This window comes from Blastomonas natatoria (genome assembly GCF_003201955.1).
GTDB classification, from domain to species: Bacteria; Pseudomonadota; Alphaproteobacteria; order Sphingomonadales; family Sphingomonadaceae; genus Blastomonas; species Blastomonas natatoria.
In genome coordinates this window covers 19764-41268 of sequence record NZ_QJJM01000007.1, presented here as the reverse complement: position 1 = coordinate 41268, position 21505 = coordinate 19764, and the positions used below count along the sequence as shown (strand labels likewise).

At 65.2% G+C, this 21505-nt stretch carries 20 protein-coding genes; 11 read left to right on the top strand and 9 right to left on the bottom strand.

Annotated features, from left to right (window positions below; translation table 11 throughout):
- Positions 1-69 precede the first annotated feature (69 nt).
- The 5 genes from C7451_RS10015 to radA form a co-directional block, all read right to left on the bottom strand.
- The gene (locus C7451_RS10015; RefSeq protein ID WP_110298830.1) at positions 70-348 is read right to left on the bottom strand and encodes a hypothetical protein; all 279 of its coding nucleotides are present in this window, start codon (positions 346-348) and stop codon (positions 70-72) included.
- Positions 349-418: 70 nt separating this feature from the next.
- Positions 419-2197 carry a monovalent cation:proton antiporter-2 (CPA2) family protein gene (locus C7451_RS10010; RefSeq protein WP_110298829.1) on the bottom strand — a complete coding sequence of 593 codons (1779 nt, stop codon included), beginning with the start codon at positions 2195-2197 and terminating at the stop codon, positions 419-421.
- 4 nt (positions 2198-2201) lie between these two features.
- Complete coding sequence (locus tag C7451_RS10005; protein ID WP_110298828.1) at positions 2202-2636, bottom strand: iron-sulfur cluster assembly scaffold protein; 435 nt, start codon at positions 2634-2636, stop codon at positions 2202-2204.
- Between the two features lie 23 nt (positions 2637-2659).
- Positions 2660-3163: a CvpA family protein gene (locus C7451_RS10000; RefSeq protein ID WP_110298827.1), complete on the bottom strand. Its 504-nt coding sequence runs from the start codon at positions 3161-3163 to the stop codon at positions 2660-2662.
- 11 nt (positions 3164-3174) lie between these two features.
- On the bottom strand, positions 3175-4554 hold the full coding sequence (radA, locus tag C7451_RS09995) for a DNA repair protein RadA (RefSeq protein WP_110299013.1): 1380 nt from the start codon (positions 4552-4554) through the stop codon (positions 3175-3177).
- Between the two features lie 126 nt (positions 4555-4680).
- Between radA and C7451_RS09990 the strand changes: the two genes are divergently transcribed.
- The 5 genes from C7451_RS09990 to C7451_RS09970 all read left to right on the top strand — a co-directional run bounded on the left by C7451_RS09990 (position 4681) and on the right by C7451_RS09970 (position 10217).
- Complete coding sequence (locus C7451_RS09990) at positions 4681-7017, top strand: patatin-like protein (protein ID WP_110298826.1); 2337 nt, start codon at positions 4681-4683, stop codon at positions 7015-7017.
- 38 nt (positions 7018-7055) lie between these two features.
- Positions 7056-7976, top strand: a complete 921-nt coding sequence (locus C7451_RS09985; RefSeq protein ID WP_167398503.1) for a TraB/GumN family protein — start codon at positions 7056-7058, stop codon at positions 7974-7976.
- Between the two features lie 119 nt (positions 7977-8095).
- Positions 8096-8707 (top strand): 50S ribosomal protein L25/general stress protein Ctc, encoded by a 612-nt coding sequence (locus C7451_RS09980; RefSeq protein WP_110298824.1) that lies wholly within the window; start codon positions 8096-8098, stop codon positions 8705-8707.
- 113 nt (positions 8708-8820) lie between these two features.
- Positions 8821-9390 (top strand): aminoacyl-tRNA hydrolase, encoded by a 570-nt coding sequence (pth, locus tag C7451_RS09975; protein WP_110298823.1) that lies wholly within the window; start codon positions 8821-8823, stop codon positions 9388-9390.
- Positions 9387-10217: a hypothetical protein gene (locus C7451_RS09970; protein ID WP_110298822.1), complete on the top strand. Its 831-nt coding sequence runs from the start codon at positions 9387-9389 to the stop codon at positions 10215-10217. Before pth ends, C7451_RS09970 begins: the two co-directional genes overlap by 4 nt.
- On the opposite strand, the gene aac(3) is transcribed toward C7451_RS09970, so the two are convergent.
- Complete coding sequence (aac(3), locus tag C7451_RS09965; protein WP_110298821.1) at positions 10214-11017, bottom strand: aminoglycoside 3-N-acetyltransferase; 804 nt, start codon at positions 11015-11017, stop codon at positions 10214-10216. The genes C7451_RS09970 and aac(3) overlap by 4 nt on opposite strands.
- 205 nt (positions 11018-11222) lie before the next feature.
- Here aac(3) and C7451_RS09960 point away from each other — a divergent pair, with 205 nt between their 5' ends.
- The 6 genes from C7451_RS09960 (at position 11223) to C7451_RS09935 (ending at position 18776) form a co-directional block, all read left to right on the top strand.
- Positions 11223-13124 carry an alkaline phosphatase PhoX gene (locus tag C7451_RS09960; protein WP_110299012.1) on the top strand — a complete coding sequence of 634 codons (1902 nt, stop codon included), beginning with the start codon at positions 11223-11225 and terminating at the stop codon, positions 13122-13124.
- A gap of 125 nt (positions 13125-13249) precedes the next feature.
- Positions 13250-14245 (top strand): SDR family oxidoreductase, encoded by a 996-nt coding sequence (locus C7451_RS09955; RefSeq protein WP_110298820.1) that lies wholly within the window; start codon positions 13250-13252, stop codon positions 14243-14245.
- Between the two features lie 90 nt (positions 14246-14335).
- Positions 14336-15436 (top strand): redox-regulated ATPase YchF, encoded by a 1101-nt coding sequence (ychF, locus tag C7451_RS09950; RefSeq protein ID WP_110298819.1) that lies wholly within the window; start codon positions 14336-14338, stop codon positions 15434-15436.
- Positions 15437-15507: 71 nt separating this feature from the next.
- Positions 15508-17064 carry an alkaline phosphatase D family protein gene (locus tag C7451_RS09945; protein WP_110298818.1) on the top strand — a complete coding sequence of 519 codons (1557 nt, stop codon included), beginning with the start codon at positions 15508-15510 and terminating at the stop codon, positions 17062-17064.
- Positions 17061-18269: an alkaline phosphatase family protein gene (locus C7451_RS09940; RefSeq protein ID WP_110298817.1), complete on the top strand. Its 1209-nt coding sequence runs from the start codon at positions 17061-17063 to the stop codon at positions 18267-18269. The genes C7451_RS09945 and C7451_RS09940 overlap by 4 nt, the downstream gene beginning before the upstream one ends.
- Positions 18270-18311: 42 nt before the next feature.
- The gene (locus C7451_RS09935; RefSeq protein WP_110299011.1) at positions 18312-18776 is read left to right on the top strand and encodes a MaoC family dehydratase; all 465 of its coding nucleotides are present in this window, start codon (positions 18312-18314) and stop codon (positions 18774-18776) included.
- Positions 18777-18789: 13 nt separating this feature from the next.
- On the opposite strand, the gene C7451_RS09930 is transcribed toward C7451_RS09935, so the two are convergent.
- From C7451_RS09930 to mutL, 3 genes are all read right to left on the bottom strand, one after another.
- On the bottom strand, positions 18790-19305 hold the full coding sequence (locus tag C7451_RS09930; RefSeq protein WP_146215343.1) for a hypothetical protein: 516 nt from the start codon (positions 19303-19305) through the stop codon (positions 18790-18792).
- Between the two features lie 11 nt (positions 19306-19316).
- On the bottom strand, positions 19317-19610 hold the full coding sequence (locus tag C7451_RS09925) for a hypothetical protein (RefSeq protein WP_110299010.1): 294 nt from the start codon (positions 19608-19610) through the stop codon (positions 19317-19319).
- A gap of 86 nt (positions 19611-19696) precedes the next feature.
- Positions 19697-21499 (bottom strand): DNA mismatch repair endonuclease MutL, encoded by a 1803-nt coding sequence (mutL, locus tag C7451_RS09920; protein ID WP_110298815.1) that lies wholly within the window; start codon positions 21497-21499, stop codon positions 19697-19699.
- Positions 21500-21505 lie beyond the last annotated feature (6 nt).

Below are 21505 nucleotides of genomic sequence, written 5' to 3'. Positions count from 1 at the left end.
GCGCGCAAATCTGGCAGGCCCCGGTCAATCAGGGCTGAAGACGCATCCAGAGACGCGCCGGATTCCAGATTATTGCAGTAGCCGGTCCGAACGGTGGACGGTGCGCGGCGCGACGCGGACGGTGCGCGCGATCATGCGATGCTGGCTCGGACGCAATGCGATGACAAGCGGCAGCAGGGTGACGACAAGCAGCACTGCCGCAGTCATCACGACCTGGCGATCCTCAGCGAGGATCTGCGAGTCGCGAACCACCCCATTGCCTGCCGCCATGGCCGGATCGGCCAGGCGAACGCCATCTGTCACCGAAAATCCGGTCAATAGCGCAAGCAGGGCAAGAAGCAGTTTCACTGGTGTCTGTTCATCCGATCAGCGCGGTACATAGGCAAAGGCAGGCCGTTCGTCCATGGTCTTGCTCGGTTCATCCTGCGGCATCGGCTTGCGGATCGAAAGCTTCGGAATCGGCCGCACCGAAGCTCAGGTGCATGCCCGCCCTGATGCTGCCGGCCTCCATCTGCAGCTCCAGCCGCTCGCAATCGCGCCTGCGGAACTCTTCGACCACGCGGTCGGCAACGATCGGATCGATACCGGTGCGCAGCAAGGCGGTATGCGCCAGCTTGACCGAGGATTCGAACAATTCTCGCTGGGCCGCGGCAATGGGGGCGAGCTTGAGCGAGAGAAGCTGGCGACGATCGTTGGCGCGAACAAAGATCTTCGCCTCGGGAAAAGCATGCGCAATGGGCGCAATCTGGTCGGGCCCGAAATTCTTGTCGTCCATGCAGAACAGCAGCGCGCCTGCGCCCTCTGCCCCTGCCCGGCGCAGCAGGTCGATGCGGGTGCCATCGCCATAGAAGACCTTGCGGCCGAATTCGCCGCTCAGACGGATCTGGTCGGGGTTGATGTCGATCAGCGTCACCGAAATGCTCGCCCCGGCAAATATCTGCGCAACCGCCTGGCCGAACCGGCCATGGCCGATGACGATCGCGTTGGACTGGCGCGCCTGTTCGGGATCGACCATGTCCTCGGTGCCCGATCCGCGCACCCCGCCGAACAGCCGGGTGGTGAGCATCAGGAACGGCGTGGTCGCCATCGACAGCGTGACGATCGCGCCGAAGCGGCTTGCGGCGGCCGGTTCGATCAGCAGCGCCGCCTGCGCTTCGGCAAACAGCACGAACGCGAACTCGCCGCCCTGGCTGAGCAGCAGCCCGAGCACGAAGGCGGCGCGGTTTTCCATTCCGAAAGCCTTGGCGATGCCGAAGATGATGCCGACCTTGATCGCGACAAGCGCCAGCGCCATCGCGACGATGAACATCGGGTCCGACATGATCACGCGAATGTCGAGCATCATGCCGACGCCGAGGAAGAACAGCCCGAGCAGAATCGAGCGGAAAGGGTCGATATCCGCCTCCAGTTCGTGCCGAAACGGCGAATCCGCCAGCATCACGCCCGCGATGAACGCGCCCAGGGCCGCAGACAGCCCGATCGAATCCATCAGCGCGGCACTGCCGAATACCGCGAACAATCCGGCGACGATGAACAGCTCGCGCTCGGCCACCTTGCCGATCAGCTTGAGCAGCGGCGCAAGGCCATAGCGCCCGGCGATCACCAGCCCGCCGATCGCCGCCACGGCATAGAATGCGAGCAGCCATCCCGGCGTCTGCGGCCCGGTCTGCGGCGCACGCGACAAGGCAGCGATGATCGTCAGCAGCGGGACGATCGACAGGTCCTGGAACAGCAGGATCGAAAACGCGCGCTCGCCGGTCGGCGTGTTCAGGCGCCCCTGCGATTGCAGCAGCGGCAGCACCTGCGCGGTCGAGGACAGGGCGAGCGGCAGGCCGAGGCCGAGCGCCGCGCCCCAGGTCGATCCGGTGACGACGTAAACGAAACCGGCAAGCACGATGCCGCAAACGACCACCTGCGACAGTCCCAGCCCGAAAATGTCCCGCTTCAATTGCCACAGGCGCGCCGGAGCGAGTTCGAGCCCGACCAGGAACAGCAACAAGACAATGCCGATCTCGGCGAAACCGACGATCAGTTCGGGGTCCGCGACCAGACCCAGTACCTGCGGCCCTATGATGATCCCGCCGACCAGATAACCGAGCACCGCACCCAGTCCGAGCCTGCGGAACAGCAGCACGAAGGCGAGCGCGGCGGCGAGCAGCACCGTGCCCGAGAGGAAGATATCGCCGCCATGTTCCATGCGTTCAGGTGTCCGTTCGGGCCGAGAGATCGAGCGCTGCGACCGCCGCGCGCCAGGGCAGCATAATCGAACCGTGCCGCGCCGGATAGGGCGAGGCGCTGGCGAGATGCTCAATCCCCGGCCATGCGCCGGGATCGCCGCGTTCTCCCGCGAGAAACGCGGCGAGATGGTCACGCGCCGCCACCAGCGCGTCCGGGCCCTGCCCCACGACATGCGCCGCGAGGATCGCGGTCGATGCCTGGCCGAGTGCGCAGGCGGTCGCCTGCACGCCGAAGCGTTCGACCTGCCCTTTCCCGTCCAGCGCCAGCCCCAGCTTCACCACGGATCCGCAGCTTTTCGAGCGCAGCTCGGCACGGTGCGGCAGATCGTCGGTCAGCGGATGATCCGCCAGCGACACCGCGAGCGCGAGGATGGCTGGGGTATACAGCACCTCAGCCATGGCGGCACCGGCGGCGCGGCGGTTTACTCATCGCCGACTGACTGTTGATAATCGTACAGGTCGACCAGGGCAGTGCCGCTGGCGTTGAGCAGCGGATAGGTGCGGCTGTCGGTGATCCATTCGGGCTGGCCCTGGTTCGGCCAGACGATACCGTGCAGCATGGTGACCAGCAGATAGGTCAGGGTCGCCAGGATCAGCCCCTTCACCGCGCCGAAGCCGAAGCCGAGCACCCGGTCGATCGGCCCCAGCACCGATTTGCGCGTGCGGCTGCGCAGCGTGGTCGCGATCAGCTTTCCGATCAGATAGACGCCGAGATAAATGCCCACCAGCGCCAACGCCGCCGCGCCCGCATCATTGCCCACCGGCTCCTTGAGCAACGCCGTCACCGGAGCATGGAACAGCCGTAGCGCAAAGATACCCGCCACCCAGGCGATCAGCGAGATCGCTGCGTAGACGAAGCCGTTCAGGAAACCCAGAATCGCGCCGCCCGCGAGCAGCGTGAGGACGAGGACATCGAATGCGGTCATGGGGCGAACCGCTAGTTGCGGCCCAGCAGTTGGTCAACGAGATTTGCCAGCCGGGCGTACGAAGAAAGCCGCATGCCGCCGGTGTCGCCCGAAGCCTTTGCCGTCACGCTCGCAGGCACCAGCGCCTTTTCGAAACCGAGCTTCGCCGCCTCGCGCAGCCGCAGGCCCGCATGCGCGACCGGGCGCAGCTCGCCCGACAGCGCGAGTTCGCCGAACACGATCGTACCTGAGCCCAGCGGGCGCTCGGACAGCGCGGAGACAAGAGCGGCCGCCACCGCCATGTCGGCCGCGGGATCGGACAGCCGATAGCCGCCCGCGACGTTGAGATAGACTTCCGCCGTCGAGAAGCTGAGCCCGCAGCGCGCCTCCAGCACTGCAAGCACCATCGCCAGCCGCCCGGAATCCCAGCCGACCACCGCACGGCGCGGGGTCGCCCCGCTCGAAAGCCGCACGGTCAGCGCCTGAATCTCGACCAGCACGGGCCGCGTGCCCTCGAGCGCGGGGAAGACCGAGGTGCCCGGCATCTGCGCATCGCGGTCGCTGAGGAACAGGCTCGACGGGTTGCCGACCTCGGAAAGCCCCGCCTCTTCCATCGCGAACACGCCGATCTCGTCGGTCGCGCCGAAACGGTTCTTGATCGAGCGCAGGATGCGATACTGGTGGCTGCGCTCGCCCTCGAAGCTCATTACCGTGTCAACCATATGCTCGAGCACGCGCGGTCCGGCGATGCTGCCGTCCTTGGTGACATGGCCGACCAGAATGACCGCACAGCCGCTATCCTTGGCATAGCGGATCAGCTCCTGCGCCGAGGCGCGCACCTGGCTGACCGTGCCCGGCGCACCTTCGATCAGGTCGCTGTGCATCGTCTGGATCGAATCGATCACCAGCATGACCGGCGAGGCCATCGACCGCAGCGTGGTCAGGATGTCGCGCACCGATGTCGCCGAGGCGAGATCGATCGGCGCATCGGCCAGGCCCAGTCGCATGCCACGCAGCCGCACCTGATCGGCCGCTTCCTCGCCGCTGATATAGACGATGGCGTGCCCTGCCCTCGCCATGTTCGCCGAAGCCTGAAGCAGCAGGGTCGACTTGCCGATGCCGGGATCGCCGCCCATCAGCGTCGCCGATCCCGCGACCAGCCCGCCGCCCAGCGCGCGGTCGAACTCGGCGATGCCGGTCGAGATGCGCGGCGGCAGCTCGACCGCCGCATCGAGCCGGGCGAGCTGGATCCGCTGCCCGCCGGTCTGCAGGTCGTGCCGCGCCGAAAAGGCGGTCGGCGCAGCCTGCTCGCTCAGCGTGTTCCACTCGCCGCAATCGGGACACTGGCCCTGCCAGCGGTTGGTGACGCTGCCACAGGCCTGACAGACATAGGTTTTGCGAGGCTTTGCCATGGCCGCCGCATAGCGCGAACAAAACTGGAACTCAATTCCTGCTTTGCTCTTGCCAAGCAGCGTAACATCGATAGCGTGGCGACGTACCGACATAAGAGACTGAAAGAGAAGGTCCACGCCGCCATCATGCGTCAGAAGGAACTCCGCATTGCCCTGGTCTGCTATGGAGGCATCAGCCTCGCGGTCTACATGCATGGTATCACCAAGGAAATCTGGCGTGCCACCCGTGCCAGCCGCAATTTCCACGCCGGCGATCCTCCCGCGAGCGGCAGCCAGAGCGTCTATCGCGAATTGTTCGAGGCCTTTGCCGCACAGAGCCAGGTCAAGCTGCGCCTGCTGCCCGATATCATCGCCGGGGCGAGCGCTGGCGGCATCAACGGCGTGTTTCTGGCGCAGGCGCTGACCAGCGGCCAGTCGCTCGAACCGCTCACCCGCATGTGGCTGGAATGCGCCGATATCGATCAGCTTCTTGACCCGGATGCGCGCCCCTTTTCCCGCTTCACCAAGTTCTGGGCGCAGCCGCTGGTCTGGCTTCTGCTGCGGCGACCCGGCGGCGCGCTCGACCGCAGTGTTGCGCCGGAAGCGCGCGCGGAGGTGCGGACCAAGCTGTCGCGCCTCGTGCGTGCACGCTGGTTCGCCCCGCCATTCAGCGGCACCGGCTTTTCCGGGCTGCTCTACGAAGCGATGGAGGCGATGGCGGCCACGCCCGCAGGTCGGCGCCTGCTGCCGCTGGGTCAGCCGCTCGACCTGTTCGTTACGGTCACCGATTTTCGCGGGCATCTCGAACGGTTGCGGCTCAACAGCCCCGCCGAGGTGGTCGAAACCGAACATCGCCTGTCGATCGGCTTCCGATACTTGCGCGGCCGCGACGATTCGCTCGCGGACCCGGCTGAACTCGTATTTGCCGCACGCGCGACCGCGAGCTTCCCGGGGGCCTTCCCGCCGTTCAACGTCGCCGAGATGGATCGGATGCTGGCGCGGCGCGAGCGGCACTGGCCTGGACGCGAGGCCTTTCTGCAACGGATCTTTCCGCAGCAATATGCCGAGGGCGAGGCAGAAAGCGCGGTGCTGATCGATGGGTCGGTGCTGGCCAACGCGCCGTTTGCCCAGGCGATCGACGCGCTGCGCAACCGGCCCGCGCATCGCGAGATCGACCGGCGTTTTGTCTATATCGACCCCAAGCCCGATATCGTCGGCGGCATGGACCAGTCGCGCGAACGCGATGCGATGGGCCAGCGCCTGCCTGGCTTCTTCTCCACCATCTTCGGCGCGATCTCGGACATTCCGCGCGAACAGCCGATCCGCGACAATCTGGAAGGCATCGAGCGGCGTTCCTCGCGCGTGCGCCAGATGCGCGCCATTACCGATGCCCTGCGCGCAGAGGTGGAAGAGACGGTCGGAAAGCTGTTCGGCTACACGCTGTTTCTCGACAGTCCAACACCGCAGCGGCTGACCAAATGGCGCAACAAGGCGCAGGACCGTGCCGCACATATGGCAGGCTTTGCCTATGCCTCGTACGCGCAGCTCAAGCTTGCCACCATTATCGAGGACATGGTCGATACGCTTCGCCGTGCGCATCGCGGACCGCGCGCGCTCTATGCCGAACGGCTGCGCGAGGCGATCCGCACCGAACTGCACCGCAGCGGCATGGACCGGCTTTCGGGCAAGGGCGGCGGAGCAAGCGACGAGGCGATCCTGTTCTTCCGTACCCAGGATCTGGGCTTTCGCATCCGCCGCCTGCGTTTCCTGGCGCGGCGGCTGGGCGAGGATATCGCGCAATCGGGGCGCGCTCCGCCTGAAGCCGTGGTTGCGATGCACGAAACGCTCTACGCATGTCTGGCACAATATCTCGATCGCGAGACGACCGACCATCTCGGCCAGAATTTCGCGGACATTGCTGCAGGAGCCATCGATGACCCCGGCATGGCGATCGCCGAACTGGCCGAACGCCGCGACCTGCGCAGCGCCGATGCCATAGTCGACGAACAGCTGGCCGGTGCGCTCGCGCTGCTGCCGCGCGAGAGTCGTCGTTCGCTGCTGCTCGCGTATCTGGGCTTTCCGTTCTACGATATCGCCACCCTCCCGCTGCTGCAGGGCGAAGGGCAGAACGAGTACGACCCGATCAAGGTCGACCGGATATCGCCCGATGATTGCCAGTCGCTGCGCCACGGCGGTGCGGAAGCGACGCTCAAGGGCATTCAGTTCAACAGCTTCGGCGCGTTTTTCAGCCGCGCCTATCGCGAGAACGACTATCTCTGGGGTCGGCTGCACGGCGCAGAGCGATTGATCGACATCATCGCCTCGGCCATGCCGGCAGGCACGACGTTCCCGCCGCACCTGCTGGCAGATTTCAAGCGCCGCGCTTTTCTGGCCATCTGCGACGAGGAAGAGGCAGTGCTGACCACCGATCCCGAACTGGTTCCGGGCATCCGCCGCGAAATAGAGAGCGCGTTCGGCGGCTAGGCTTTCCTTTGCGCTGGCCGATGCCTAGTTTGGCGCGCATGAATTCCAAGATCGCCCGTTGGCTGATGCTGCCGCTGCTCCTGCTGATTCAGGCGTGCAGCGGTTTTCCCTTTCTCGACATGGGAATGGCCGCCTGGGACGGCCCGAAAAAAGGCACGCCAGCGCTCTGGCACGTGACGAGCCCGCAAGGCGGCGAGGCCTGGCTGTTCGGCGGCATTCATGCTCTGCCATCCGACCTCAAATGGATCAGCCCGAAGATGAAGCAGGCAATGGACCGGTCCGACCGGCTGGTGCTCGAGGTCGTCGGCCTCGAGGACTCTGCCGAAATCACGCGAACGTTCCAGCAGCTTGGCAACAGCCCGGGCCAGCCGCCGCTCGCCGACCGCCTGCCGCCCGATCTGCGCGACAAGGGTGAAGCTCTGCGCTCTGTCAGCCGCCTGTCGCCCGCGCGGTTCGAGACGCTGGAAAGCTGGGCGGCAGCGATTTCGCTCGCTGGCGCCGCCACCGCCAATCTCGCAATGGTCCGCGAAGAGGGAGTCGAGCGCGTGCTTGCCGCGCGCTATCGCCGCCGCGACAAGCCGGTGATCGGACTGGAAACCCCTGCCCGCCAGTTCACCTATTTCGACGAGTTGGAAGAAGCCGACCAGCGCGCGATGCTCGAGAGCGTGATCGCCGATGCCGACAATGCCCCCAAAGCCTATCGTGACATGGTGACGAGCTGGCTCAGGGGGGAGCCCGAAAAGCTCGCCGAAGCCGCCAATCGCGGCCTGCTCCAACGCCCGCAGATCCGCGAACGCATTCTGGTGCGGCGCAATCGCGACTGGGCCGGGCAGATCGAGGACCTTCTGAGCCTGGGGGCGAGGCCCTTCGTGGCGGTCGGTGCGGCGCATCTCGCGGGCGATGACAGTGTGCAGGCGCTGCTTGCGGCTAAAGGCTACACGATCACGCGGGTGCAATAAGCCTGAAACGCTTGCTTTTCCGGAGAGTCGCGCCTAAGGGCACCGCTTCCCCGACGCCATGGTCATCCCTGGAGGCGTGGCCGGGGATATTTTGACCATCTGTAATCTGGAGACAGACCATGAGCGATACGCTTACCCTGTCGGCCCAGCTGCGTGATCGGGCAGGCAAGGGAGCCTCCCGTGCACTCCGCCGCGAAGGCCGTGTACCCGCCGTCATTTACGGCGACAAGAAGGATCCGGAAACGATCCATGTCGAAGAACGCGCGCTGAACAAGCTGCTCGGCACCGGCCATTTCATGAATTCGATCGTTGAGATCGAAGTCGATGGCAAGACGATCGTCACCCTGCCCAAGGACGTGGCGTTCCACCCGGTCAGCGACCGCGCGATCCATGTCGATTTCCTGCGTATCGCCAAGGGCGCGACCGTTGAAGTCGCCGTGCCCGTCGTGTTCGTCAACGAAGAAGCCTCGCCCGGCCTGAAGCGCGGCGGCGTGCTCAACATCGTCCGTCACGAGCTGGAACTGGTCTGCGACGCAACCAACATCCCCGACGAGATCGAGATCGACGTCACCGGCGTCGATGTCGGCGATTCGATCCACATCTCTGCGGTCAAGCTGCCCAAGGGCGCGACCTCGGCGATCACCGACCGCGATTTCACCATCGCCACCATCGTTGCTCCCTCGGCGCTGAAGTCGAGCGAAGGCGACAACGAAACGCCGGCTGGCGAGTAATCCATCTTTCTCGCCCTCTCCCCCTCGGGGGAGAGGGTCGGGAGAGGGGAATGTCGAGAGGCTGGCAAAATGCCCCTCTCCCCGCCCCTCCCTGAAACAAAGGGAGAGGTTCCATGCAAATCTGGGTTGGCCTGGGCAATCCCGGCCCCGAATATGCGATGCACCGGCACAATGTCGGCTTCATGGCGATCGACATCATCGCCGACATGCACGGTTTCGAGCCGCCCAAGCGCCGCTTCCAGGGCTGGGCGCAGGAAGGGCGGCTGGGCAATCAGAAGCTCCTGCTGCTCAAGCCCGCGACCTTCATGAACAAGTCCGGCCAGGCGATCGGCGAGGCGATGCGCTTCTTCAAGCTCGAGCCTGAAGCCGTCACCATCTTTCACGACGAGCTCGACCTGGCCCCGTTCAAGGTCAAGGTGAAGCGCGGCGGCGGTATCGCCGGGCATAACGGCCTGCGATCGGCCGATCAGCATATCGGCCCCGAATTCCGCCGCGTGCGGATCGGAATCGGCCATCCCGGCAACAAGGACCGGGTGACCAGCCATGTGCTCGGCAATTTCGCCAAGACCGAACTCGACGACCTGACCGACATGCTCGGCGCAATCGGCGCGGAAGCGGGCTGGCTCGCCAAGGACGACGACGTGCGCTTCATGAACGACGTCGCGCTGCGGCAGCAGGCATGACCGCAACCGACCGCAGCGATGCCCGGCTGCTTGCACTTTTCGCGCTCCTTTCGTTGATCGCTTCCGGCTGCGGCATTGCGGCGATGGTGTTGAGCGGTACGCCGCAGATCCGCTGGATCCCCAATATCGCGGCCTGGGCGGTCGGCGGCGGCCTGGCCTTTGCCATCGCGCGGGCAACCCCCTCGCCCCGGGCCTGGATCGGAATTGCCGTCGCCGCGCTGGCGCTGGTTGCAGCGACGCTGGCCGGACCCGATCAGCAGGGCGTGCACCGCTGGCTCTCCGCCGGTCCGCTTTTCGTCAATATCGCGTCGCTCACCCTTCCCGCAGCGATCGTGGCAATGGCGCGCCTGGGCGCGCAGCATCGTCTTGTGCCGATCATCGCAACGCTGCTTGCCGCAATCCTCGCGATCCAGCCCGATGCCTCGCAAGCCTTCGCGCTTGCACTCGCAGGGTTCGCGATTCTGGTCACCGACAAGCGCATCGCCGCTCTGGTCACGGCCATCTGTCTGGTCGGCATCGCTGCGCTGTCGCTGCTCCGCGCCGATCCGCTGCAGCCGGTGCCGGAGGTCGAACAGATCGTCCAGCTAGCGCATGCCGCCACACCCGCCCTCGCCTGGGCCGCCGTCGCCAGCCTCGCCGCGATCCCGGCGATGCTGTTCGCGCTGCGGCTGCAAGACACCGCCGCGCGCGCGATCGCGCTCTATATCGGGGCGGTCAGCGTCGCGCCGATCTTCGGCTGGTTTCCGGTGCCGCTGGTGGGCGCCGGCATGAGCTTCCCGCTCGGCCTGTGGCTCGGCATCGGCCTGCTCGCCGCACGGCAGCGTTAAGGCCCGAACCGGCTTTCGAGCCAATCGACCGCAAAGCGCGTCATCGCGGGCGCATCGACCAGCAGCGCACTGGCCGCGCCGATCGTGCCCTGGCTGCCTTGGCCCGTTGCGACGAAATCGCGCACCACTTCGTCGAAATAATCATCGTCCAGGCCTTCGACCGCCGGATTGCCGGTATCGAACTCCTCGACCGTGCGCCACACCGTCTGCCCATCTTCCAGAAACGGCACGTCCCAGCGCACCACGCGCTTGCCCGGAATATCGGCGAGATGTTCGGCATGGTGGAGCAGCGTCATCGTCTCCCAGGGCGCGCCGATCATGGCGACCTTTCCCCCTGCCTCGACCAGCCGCGCGAGCGGCGTGCCGGGGCCATAGCCGTAGTCGAGCGGGTGCGGATCGAGCAGCCACTTTGCCTTGGCCCCGAGCGCGACCATCGACGGGCCGGGACTGACACTGCGCAGCGCGCCCAAGGTGGTCCGCAAGAATTCCGGAAACGCGCCATTGTCGCGGATCGCGCGCGAGGCGGCAGGATCGAAGGGCAGAACATGATCGCGCCATTCGCGCAGGATATGCCCTTCCTCGTCGCACGCCGCTTCGGGTGCGCCCTGCCAGTCGGCATAGGCCATGATCGTGCCTTCCGGCCCCACGACCTGCCGCAGCGCCGCAATCAGCGTGTCGGGGCCCGCGATCATCGGACCGATGCTGCGCAACCCGGCATGCACCAGAACGATATCCTTGGCGCCGATGCCGAGCGCGAACAGGTCGCGGGTGAGATCATCGACAGTCAGCAAGGTCCGCATGCCCCGGATAACTGCTGATAATCGAAGGTTTTGACAAGATCGAAGCCAAACCCCCGGATCTGCTACATAAATTCGTCTCAAAAGCGACTTGATGCCGTCACCATCCGGCCATCACAATCGCGCGCAACTCGGGCAACACACGCGCACGCCGCTCCAGCGCGGGGCTGAATGCGGCATCAACTACCTGATTTTCGGGGGAATCACTGTGTCACACCTTACCGACGCCGCGCGCGCGCCCTATCGCACCGAAATGGCCGATCACGACAATCCCAATTGCCTTGAGGCGATTGTCGCGGCCAACCCTTCGCGCCGCAGGATCCTGGTGAACGGTCTGTTCGGCCTGGCGCTGGCGCCGATGGTCGCAAGCTGCGGCGGCGACGGCAATGGCGCAGGCAACAACGTGACGCTGCCTCCCAATACCGGAACCGCACCTACGCCTACCCCGGCTCCGGCGCCTGCCCCCAGCTTCTCGGTGACTTTCAATTCGGTCGCTGCCAACCAGAACGACCGCGTCACCGTGCCGACCGGTTACGAGACCAGTATTCTGCTGAAGGCGGGCGATGTGATCGAACCCGGCGTTGCCGGATTCGGCGGCGCGTTCCCCACCCCCGGCCAGGCAGAAAAATGGGCCGGCGGCAACCATGACGGCATGGAGCTGTTCGCGATCCCGAACACCGACGCCAACACGTCGGGCGTGCTCGCGGTGAACTTCGAATATCCTGATTTCAACATCCTGATGAGCGATGCAGACGTGGCTGCGATCACCAGCAACCCGGCATCGGCCACGGCGGCCCAACGCCAGCTCGCACTGTCGGCGGTCGGTGTCGGCGTGGTCGAGATCGCCAAGGGCGCAGACGGCAAATGGTCGGTCGTCCCCAATTCGCGCTACAACAAGCGCTATACCGGCAATTCGGCCTATCGCGTCGGCGGTCCGGCTGCCGGCTTGCTGAGCAACCCGATCAAGGGCACGCTCAACAACTGCGCAAGCGGCCGCACGCCGTGGAACACCTATCTCACCTGCGAGGAAACCACGGACAATTATTTCGATCCCAGCCAGCCCGCCAACGACTATGGCTGGGTGGTCGAGATCGACCCGTTCCAGGAACTCGCCGCCCCCACCAAGCGCACCGCCATGGGTCGTTTCGACCATGAAAATACCGCGTTCATGGCCAATTCCGACCGCCGCGTCGCCTTCTACATGGGTGACGATGCAACCCCGGGCTGCATCTACAAGTTCGTCTGCGAACGCGCATTCAGCGCCACCAACCGTGCTGCGAATATCGACATGCTCGATTTCGGCCAGCTCTTCGTCGCGCGCTTCAACGCCGATGGCACCGGCGAATGGCGTCTGCTGCAACAGGGTCAGAACGGTCTGGTCGTCGGCGCACGCGATCCGGGCGATATCAGCCAGTCGACCACCCCGCCGGCTCCGCGCACGGTCGATTTCCGCAACCAGGCCGATGTGCTGATCAACACGAAATCTGCCGCGCGGGTCGCCGGTGGCACCGTCATGGATCGTCCGGAATGGATCACGGTCGCGCCCGACAACACCGCGATCTTCGTTGCGCTCACCAACAACTCGGGCCGCCGAGTGACCGATGCCACCAACCCGCGCGTCACCAACCGCCACGGCCACATTCTGAAGATGCGCGAATCGGGCGATTCGCCGCTTGCCACCACCTTCACCTGGGAGCTGTTCCTGCTCGCGGGCGATCCGGCGCTGCGCTCGGGGGGCGAGAATCTGGTCGGCAATATCAGCGGTGACACCTTCTCCAGCCCCGATGGCATCCGCATCGATCCTCAGGGCCGTCTGTGGGTGCAGACCGACCACTCGGTTCCGGGCAATTCGGGCGTCAGCGGCGTGACAATCGATCAGGCCTTCGGCCACAATGCGATGTTCTATGTCGACCAGAAGACCAAGCAATCCAAGCGCTTCCTCGTCGGTCCGCTCGGCTGCGAAATCACCGGCATCGCCTATACGCCCAGCCTCACCGACTTTTTCGTCAACATCCAGCACCCGACGGGCAACTGGCCGATCAACGGCGAAAAGCCGCGTTCGTCCACTGTCGTGGTGACACGGACCGACAAGCAGCCGGTCGGCAACTGACGCGGCCACATCTGATGCGCGGACCTCATGGGTCAACGCAGCGATCGGGCTCAACTATCTGAAACATTGCGGTCGCCAGCATCCTTTGCGATGCTGGCGACCGCAACCCTTCAGGAGTGACAGCCATGGCCGAGTTCCCCCATCGACGCGATATCCTTGCCGGCGGCGCTCTTGCCGGAATGGCGGCGTTTGCGCCTGGAGTCGCCGCGCAGGCATCGGCAGCGCCAGATCTCAAGGGCAAGGCGATACTGATCACCGGGGCCGCGACGGGCTTCGGTTTTCTCGGTGCACTGCATTATGCGCGTGCTGGCGCGAAAGTGTTCGCGACCATGCGCAACCTGCCGCGGCCTCAAGCATCGGAACTGCTCAGCGCGGCGGAGACCGAGAAGCTCGACATATCGGTGATCGAACTCGATGTCCTGTCGGATGCCATGGTCGCCAGGGCGGTACGCGAAGCCGAGGCGCAAGCCGGCGGTGCGCTCGATGTCATCATCAACAATGCCGGGATCGGCATTACCGGCCCGATCGAACTGCAGGACATGGAGGCGACGAAGCTGATCTTCGACACCAACGTGTTCGGTGCCCAGCGCGTCGCGCGCGCGGCGCTGCCTGCGATGCGCAAGGCCAAGCGTGGCCTTGTCGTCAACATCTCCTCGCAGCTCGGCCGGGTGATCGTGCCCAATGGCGGGCATTATTCGGCGACCAAGTTCGCGCTTGAGGCCTTGAGCGAGCAGATGGCCTATGAACTGGTGCCGCATGGCATCGACGTGACCATCATCGAACCGGGCGGCTATCCCACCGATGTCTGGCGCAACCGCAACCGCTATACCGGCGCGCTCAAGGCGCGGCTCGATACCGAGCGCGCTGCAGCATATCCCGCCGTCGTGGCGCGGATGGGCATGGAGGACGGCAGCGGTCGCTCGGCCGACCCGATGGACGTGCCCCGCGCGATCGCCGAGATCATCGCGCTGCCCGCTGGCCAGCGCCCCCTGCGCCGCGCCGTGCATCCCGGTCCCAAACCGCAAGAGGCGATCAACGAGCTTTCTGCCAGGGTGCAGGTCCAGATGCTGGGCGGCTCTCCCTATGGCCCCTGGGTCAAGGCAGTGCACGAAATCGGCTGAGCGGAGGCACTGGAATTGCCCCGGCAATGGCGCTAGGGCGCAGCCAGGATCGGCGGAGGCGCCGACAAACACTTTCAGGCTGGGAAAATCATGGGTTTCAAATGCGGTATTGTCGGGCTGCCGAATGTCGGCAAGTCCACGCTGTTCAACGCGCTGACCGAGACGCAGGCGGCGCAGGCGGCGAACTATCCGTTCTGCACGATCGAGCCCAATGTCGGCAATGTCGCCGTCCCCGATCCGCGGCTCGACAAGCTGGCCGCCATCGCGGGTAGCCAGAAGATCATCCCCACCCAGCTCGCGTTCGTCGATATCGCAGGGCTGGTGCGCGGCGCATCCAAGGGCGAAGGCCTTGGCAACCAGTTTCTCGGCAATATCCGCGAGGTCGATGCCATCGTCCATGTACTGCGCTGCTTCGAGGATGACGACATCCAGCATGTCGAGAACAAGGTCGATCCGATCTCGGATGCGGAAACGGTCGAAACCGAGCTTTTGCTCGCCGATCTCGAAAGCCTCGAAAAGCGCGTCCCCGGCCTCGTCAAGCGCGGCCAGCAGGGCGACAAGGAATCGAAGATCGGCGCGTCGGTGCTCGGCAAGGCGCTGGAATTGCTGCGCGAAGGCAAGCCTGCGCGGCTGACCGAGCCTGCCGATGACGAGGAAGCGCGCGTACTCGCCCAGGCGCAACTGCTGACCTCAAAGCCCGTGCTCTATGTCTGCAATGTCGACGAAGGCAGCGCGGCGGACGGCAACGCATTCAGCGCGCGCGTGTTCGAAAAGGCCAAGGCCGAAGGCGCAGAGGCCGTCGTCGTCTCCGCCGCGATCGAATTCGAACTGGTCGGCATGGACCATGACGGGCGGATGGAGTTCCTTTCCGACCTAGGCCTCGAGGAAACCGGCCTCGCGCGCGTCATCCGCGCCGGCTATAACCTGCTCCACCTCCTTACCTTCTTCACTGTCGGTCCCAAGGAAGCACGCGCCTGGACGGTCGAGGTCGGCTCCAAGGCGCCGCAGGCGGCGGGCGAAATCCACAGCGATTTCGAACGTGGCTTCATCCGCGCCGAAACCATCGCCTATGACGATTATATCGCGCTGAATGGCGAGGCAGGCGCGCGCGATGCCGGCAAGCTGCGCCAGGAAGGCAAGGAATATGTCGTGCAGGACGGCGATGTGCTGCACTTCAAGTTCAACGTCTGATCCGTCACCGCCCTGTCAGAAAATCCGGGCATGGCGGTGCAGGGCCGCTGCCCTAGGAAGGATCGAACGCCATGCTCTCACGCCGTCTGTTCATCGCCGCCGCGCCGCTTGCCCTTGCGACCCCCGGCATCCTCAGGGCGCAGAGCGTGTTCCGGACCTTCCCCTTCGCGCTCGGCATCGCCTCGGGTGATCCCTCGCCCGACGGCTTCGTGATCTGGACCCGGCTCGCGCCTGATCCCTTCGAAGCGCATGGCGGCATGCCTATGTCGGCGATGCCGGTCGACTGGGAAGTGGCGAGCGATGACCGTTTCGCCAATATCGTCGCCAAGGGCCAAACATTCGCGCGTCCGGAAACCGCACATAGCGTGCATGTCGAGGTGACCGGGCTGCAGCCGCAGCGTTCCTATTGGTATCGCTTCACCGCAGGCGGAGAGCGCAGCTTCACCGGGCGTGCCCGGACGTTGCCACTGGCGCAGGCAGCGGTCGATCGGCTGAAATTCGGTGTCGCTGGCTGCCAGAATTTCGAGGACGGCTATTACGGCGCGTACAATCATCTGGCGCGCGAGGACCTCGACTTCGTGTTCCATTATGGCGATTATATCTACGAATATCGCGGCAGCCCGACGCGCGCGAACTATTTCGGCGGCGGCCTGCAGGTACCGGTGCGCCAGCATCTGGGACAGGAGCTTTACGACATCGGCGATTATCGCCTGCGCTATGCCCAGACCAAGGCCGATACCGATCTTCAGCGCGCGCATGCGATGCACAGCTTCTTTCACACCTTCGACGATCACGAGGTGGAGAATAACTGGGTGTCCGACATCAACGAAAATGCCGATGTCCCGGCGGACGTCTTCGCGCTGCGCCGCGCTGCCGCGCTCCAGGCCTGGTACGAGCATATGCCCATCCGCCGTGCCAACATGCCGCGCTTCGGCACCGGCATCTTCCACCGCACCGCGCGCTTCGGCAATCTGGCCGAACTGCAATTGCTCGACACCCGCTCCTATCGCAGCGACCAGGCCTGTGACGACGGCTTCAAGCCGCTCTGCGAGGGCGTGGGCGAGAAGACCGCGCAGGTTTTGGGCGCGGAGCAGGAAGAATGGCTCGCGCGCAACCTCAAGCGCAACAGCGCGCGCTGGAACTGCCTGGCGCAGCAGATCATGATGATGAGCCTCGACCGCAGGCGCGCCGCGAACGAGGACACGCGCATCGCCAATATGGACAGCTGGGCCGCCTATGAGGTGCCGCGCCAGCGCATGCTCGCCCGGATGGCGGGTCTCGGCAATGTGGTGGTGCTGACCGGCGACGAGCACCAGAATTTCGTCGGCGATCTCGTCCATCAGGACAAGGTGGTGGGCACCGAGATCGTCGCCACCTCGATCAGCAGCGGCGGTGACGGATCGGACCTGCGCTATGGCAGCGAGCAGATGATGAAGAACAATCCCGAGCTCAGGTTCCTCAACGATCAGCGTGGCTATGTGGTGTGCGAGGTCACGCCCGATGCCTGGCTCGCCCATTTCCAGGTGGTCGACAAGGTGTCCGTGCGCCAGAACAGCATCAAGCGGCGTGCCACGGCAGAGATTGCGCACGGCACGCCCGGCGCGCGGATGACGGGGCTGCCGGCATGATTGCGCGGCTCATCGCCGCGCTGCTTGCGCTGGCGCTGGCCGCCCCAGCCTTCGCTAACGAAGGCGAACCGCCGGTCACCATCCTGATCTCGATCGACGGCATGCGCCCCGATTATCTCGATCGCGGTCTTACGCCCAATCTTGGCGAATTGCGCAAGCGCGGGGTCGCGGCAGCGATGCGGCCGAGCTTCCCGAGCAAGACCTTCCCCAACCATTATACCATCGTCACCGGCAAGCGCCCCGACCGCAACGGCATTGTCGGCAACATGATGATCGATCCTGTCCGCCCCGACCAGAAATTCAGCATGGGCGATGCCCGCCAGGCGCTCGACCCGTTCTGGTGGCAGGAAGCCGAACCGATCTGGATCACGGCCGAGAAAGCCGGCATCCGCACCGCAACCATGTTCTGGCCGGGCAGCGAGATCGCACATGGAGGCCTGCGTCCGAGCGACTGGATGCGCTTCGACCAGAATATCGGCAACGCACAGCGCGTGAACACAGTGCTCGACTGGATGCGCCGCCCCGCCGCCATCCGCCCGCGCCTCGTCACGATGTATTTCGATACCGTCGACACCGCCGGTCACCGCTTCGGCCCCGGTCGCTCGCCCGAACTCGATGCGGCGATTGCCGAGGTCGATGCGCGTATCGGCGATCTGGTGCGCGGCGTCGAGGCGTTGGGGGTAAATGCGAATTTCGTCATCACCGCCGATCATGGCATGGCCGAGACGGCCGAGGACCGGGTCATCCAGCTCGACGATCTGATCGACCGGGCCAGCTATATCGCAGTCGAGGCAGGCCCCTATGCCGCCATCGAACCGGCGGCGGGGACCGACGAGCGCGTCTATCAGGCATTGCTCAAGCCGCACGAACACATGGCCTGTCATCGCAAGGAAGACCTGCCCGCGCATCTGCATTACGGCAAGAACCCGCGCGTCGCCGCGATCATCTGCATCGCCGATATTGGCTGGACGATCCTGTCCGGCCCGCCTTCCTGGCCGGTCAAGGGTGGTGCGCATGGCTTTGATCCCGCCAATGCGGACATGCAGGCGCTGTTCATGGCCTTCGACCCCTCGATCAGGCCGACCGCAAGCCTGCCGCTGTTCGACAATGTCGATGTCTATCCGCTGCTCGCTGCATTGACAGGCACCTCGGCCCTTCCGTCCGACGGCAATGCCGCCACGCTCGCCCCGCTGCTGGCGCGCTGATTTCGCTTGCAAATACAAGGTTGCGCATCAAGACTTATGTCCATGATCCATTATGAAGACCTGGAAGTCGGCACGACTTCGAAATTCGGCCATTATGACGTCACCCGCGAAGAGGTGATGGAGTTTGCGCGCAAATATGATCCGCAGCCGTTCCATCTCGACGACGAGGCGGCGGCACAGACGCATTTCGGTCGGCTGTCGGCGAGCGGCTGGCATACCTGCGCGATGATGATGGCCATGCTGGTCGAGAACATGAAGACCACGCGTCAGGCGGGCCTGGGATCGCCGGGCATGGACAATCTGCGCTGGGTCAAGCCGGTCTATCCGGGCGACACGCTGCGCATCGAGACCACGATCATCGAGAAGCGGCGGTCCAAGAACCGCCCCGACATGGGGCTGTTCAAATCCGATGTCGTCATCTTCAACCAGAATGACGAGCCGGTGATGACACTGCGCAGCAACGGCCTCATCAAGGTGCGCCATCCCGAAGCGCCGATAAAGGATTGAGGGTTTTGGGGCCTCAGTTGCAGGCCCAGAAACCATCCTTGTAGACGAAGGCGGGACCGTCGCTGTCGCTGACCTGCATGCTCGCCGCATTGCCTGCGGCATCCTTGCCCGAAGCGGTCACCATCAGCGTCACGCCCTCGCCGGAAAAGCTGCCGCCGGTCTGCGCCACGATGCCCGAAGGCGCGACATCGATCGCCTTCCCAGCGATAGAGACAAACGCCTTGCCTCCAGTCTTGCTGGCGACAAGCACCGGCAGCGCACCCTGAGCCGGGCTGAACCGGCAGGCGCTGCTGTCCAGCCCCGCTTCGCTGATCGCGCTCGACAGCAGCGGCTCAAGCTTCGATCCCTCTGCATCGACCGCCTGCAGTCCGGTCGCCACCGCAGGTGTCGCACCGCCAGCCGAAGCCGAGGCGGTGCCGGACTGGGTCGAGGTTGCGCCATCGAGCGTCACCATCTCTTCCGATTGCGGCTTGTCGCTGCTGCACGCGGCGAGCAATGCGAGCGGGAGGATCAGGGCACAGCGCGTCATCAAAAGCTCCATCAGCCGGGAATTATTCCGACCGCGAGTTCGGCCCAGACCAGCAGGAATGCAAGCGCAATTGCGCCCATGAGAACCGCGCGCAAAAGCGGCTTGCGGACAGTCCTTACGCCGGCCTCCGCGCACAGCCCCGCAATTCCGAGCATCACAGCCAGGGTCGCGAAATCCTCAGCCCCCCAATTGACCTCGCGCGTGAACTGCATCGCGACGGCGGGCGCGGCCAGCAGCACGACCGCAGCGCCCCACCCGATCCGGCGCGCTGCGGGAAGATTGCGGTTTGCGATCACTGCATTCATGATTTGTGCCTCCATCCCCTGCCAGTTCAGCTTTTATAGCGGTTTTTGAGAGACTTGCACAGGCTCTCGCGCAGATCGACCTGAGTTCACTTCCGTCCGAACAGCTTCTCGATATCGCCATGCGCCAGCTTGACCCAGGTCGGGCGGCCGTGGTTGCACTGGCCCGAATGTGGGGTGATCTCCATTTCACGGAGCAGCGCGTTCATCTCGGCGACCGACAGGACACGGCCCGCGCGGACCGATCCATGGCACGCCATGGTCGACGCAACGAGATCGAGCCGCTCCTTGAGCGACAGCGCCGCATCAAAGCTCGCGAGTTCATCGGCGACGTCCTGGATCAGGCCATGCACGTCCCCAGCCCCCAGCAGCGCCGGAGTGGCGCGCACCAGCACCGCGCCGGGTCCGAAGCGCTCGACCTCCAGCCCGAATTCGGCAAGTTCGGCCGCGCGCTCCTCGATGCGGTCGCAGGCGGTCTCGTCCATCTCGACCACTTCGGGGATCAGCAGCGCCTGGGCTGCCACCCTGCCCCCATCCGCCGCCTTGCGCATCCGCTCGAGCACCAGCCGCTCGTGCGCGGCATGCTGATCGACGATCACCAGCCCGTCTTCTGCCTCGGCAACGATATAGGTCTTCGCGATCTGTCCGCGCGCGATCCCCAGCGGATAGCGCTCGGCCATCGGCACCGGCGCTGCGGCCGGCTCGGCACGGCCCATCGGAGCGGCGGCCAGGAAAGGCTGGCTGCGTTCGGCAACGCCCGCAGCGGCCAGCCAGGCGGGTTCCTGCTGCGGCGCGGTCGCCATCAGCGGTACCGGCGCACTGAACATGTCCGGATCGCGTGCAGGCGGCGCAACAGGTTCGCTCTGCCACCGGGCGAGCGCGCCTTCGGCGGGACGCTGAACCGCACGGAACCCGCCCGCGTCGAGTGCACGCCTCAGGCCCGAGACGATCATCCCGCGCACCATCGCCGCATCGCGGAAGCGCACCTCGGTCTTGGCCGGATGAACGTTCACGTCGACCTCCTGCGAAGGAACGTCGAGAAACAGCGCCACCACCGGATGCCGATCGCGCGCCAGCATCTCGGCATAGGCCGCGCGCACCGCGCCATTCAACAAACGATCGCGCACCGGCCGGGCGTTGACGAACAGGAACTGATGGTCGGCAACACCGCGATTATAGGTCGGCAAGCCTGCAACGCCGCTCAGCCTGACGCCTTCCCGCTCGAAATCGAGCAGCACGGCATTGTCGGCCAGGGTCCGCGCCGTCAGCGCGGCAACGCGCGACAGGCGCGCTTCGCCTGCCTGGACGGAAAACACCCGGCGCCCATCCGATTCGAGCGAAAAGGCAATGTCGGGCCGCGCCATTGCAAGCCGCTTCACCACGTCGCTGCACGCGGCATATTCGCTGCGCGCCGAACGCAGGAACTTGCGGCGCGCCGGAACACGCGCGAACAGGCTCTCGACGCGAATGCGGGTGCCGGGCGGCAGTGAGGCGGGGCCGTCCTCGATCACATCGCCATGGTCGACCACGCGCCGCCAGCCATCGCCTGTCGCGGTGCGGCTGGCGATCGAGAGGCGCGCGACGCTGGCGATGCTGGGCAGCGCCTCTCCCCGGAAACCCATGGTCGTGACGAGTTCGATCGCATCATCGGGAAGCTTGGAGGTGGCGTGCCTTTCCAGGGCGAGAGCGATGTCCTCTGCCACCATGCCGCAGCCATTGTCGACAACCTCGATTCCCGCCAACCCGCCATCGGTCAGCGCGATGGAAATCCGGTTTGCGCCGGCATCGATCGCGTTCTCGACCAGCTCCTTCAACGCACTGGCCGGTCTTTCCACCACTTCGCCTGCTGCGATCCGGTTTATCAGGGCGTTTGGCAGCCTTCGTATTGACATGGACAC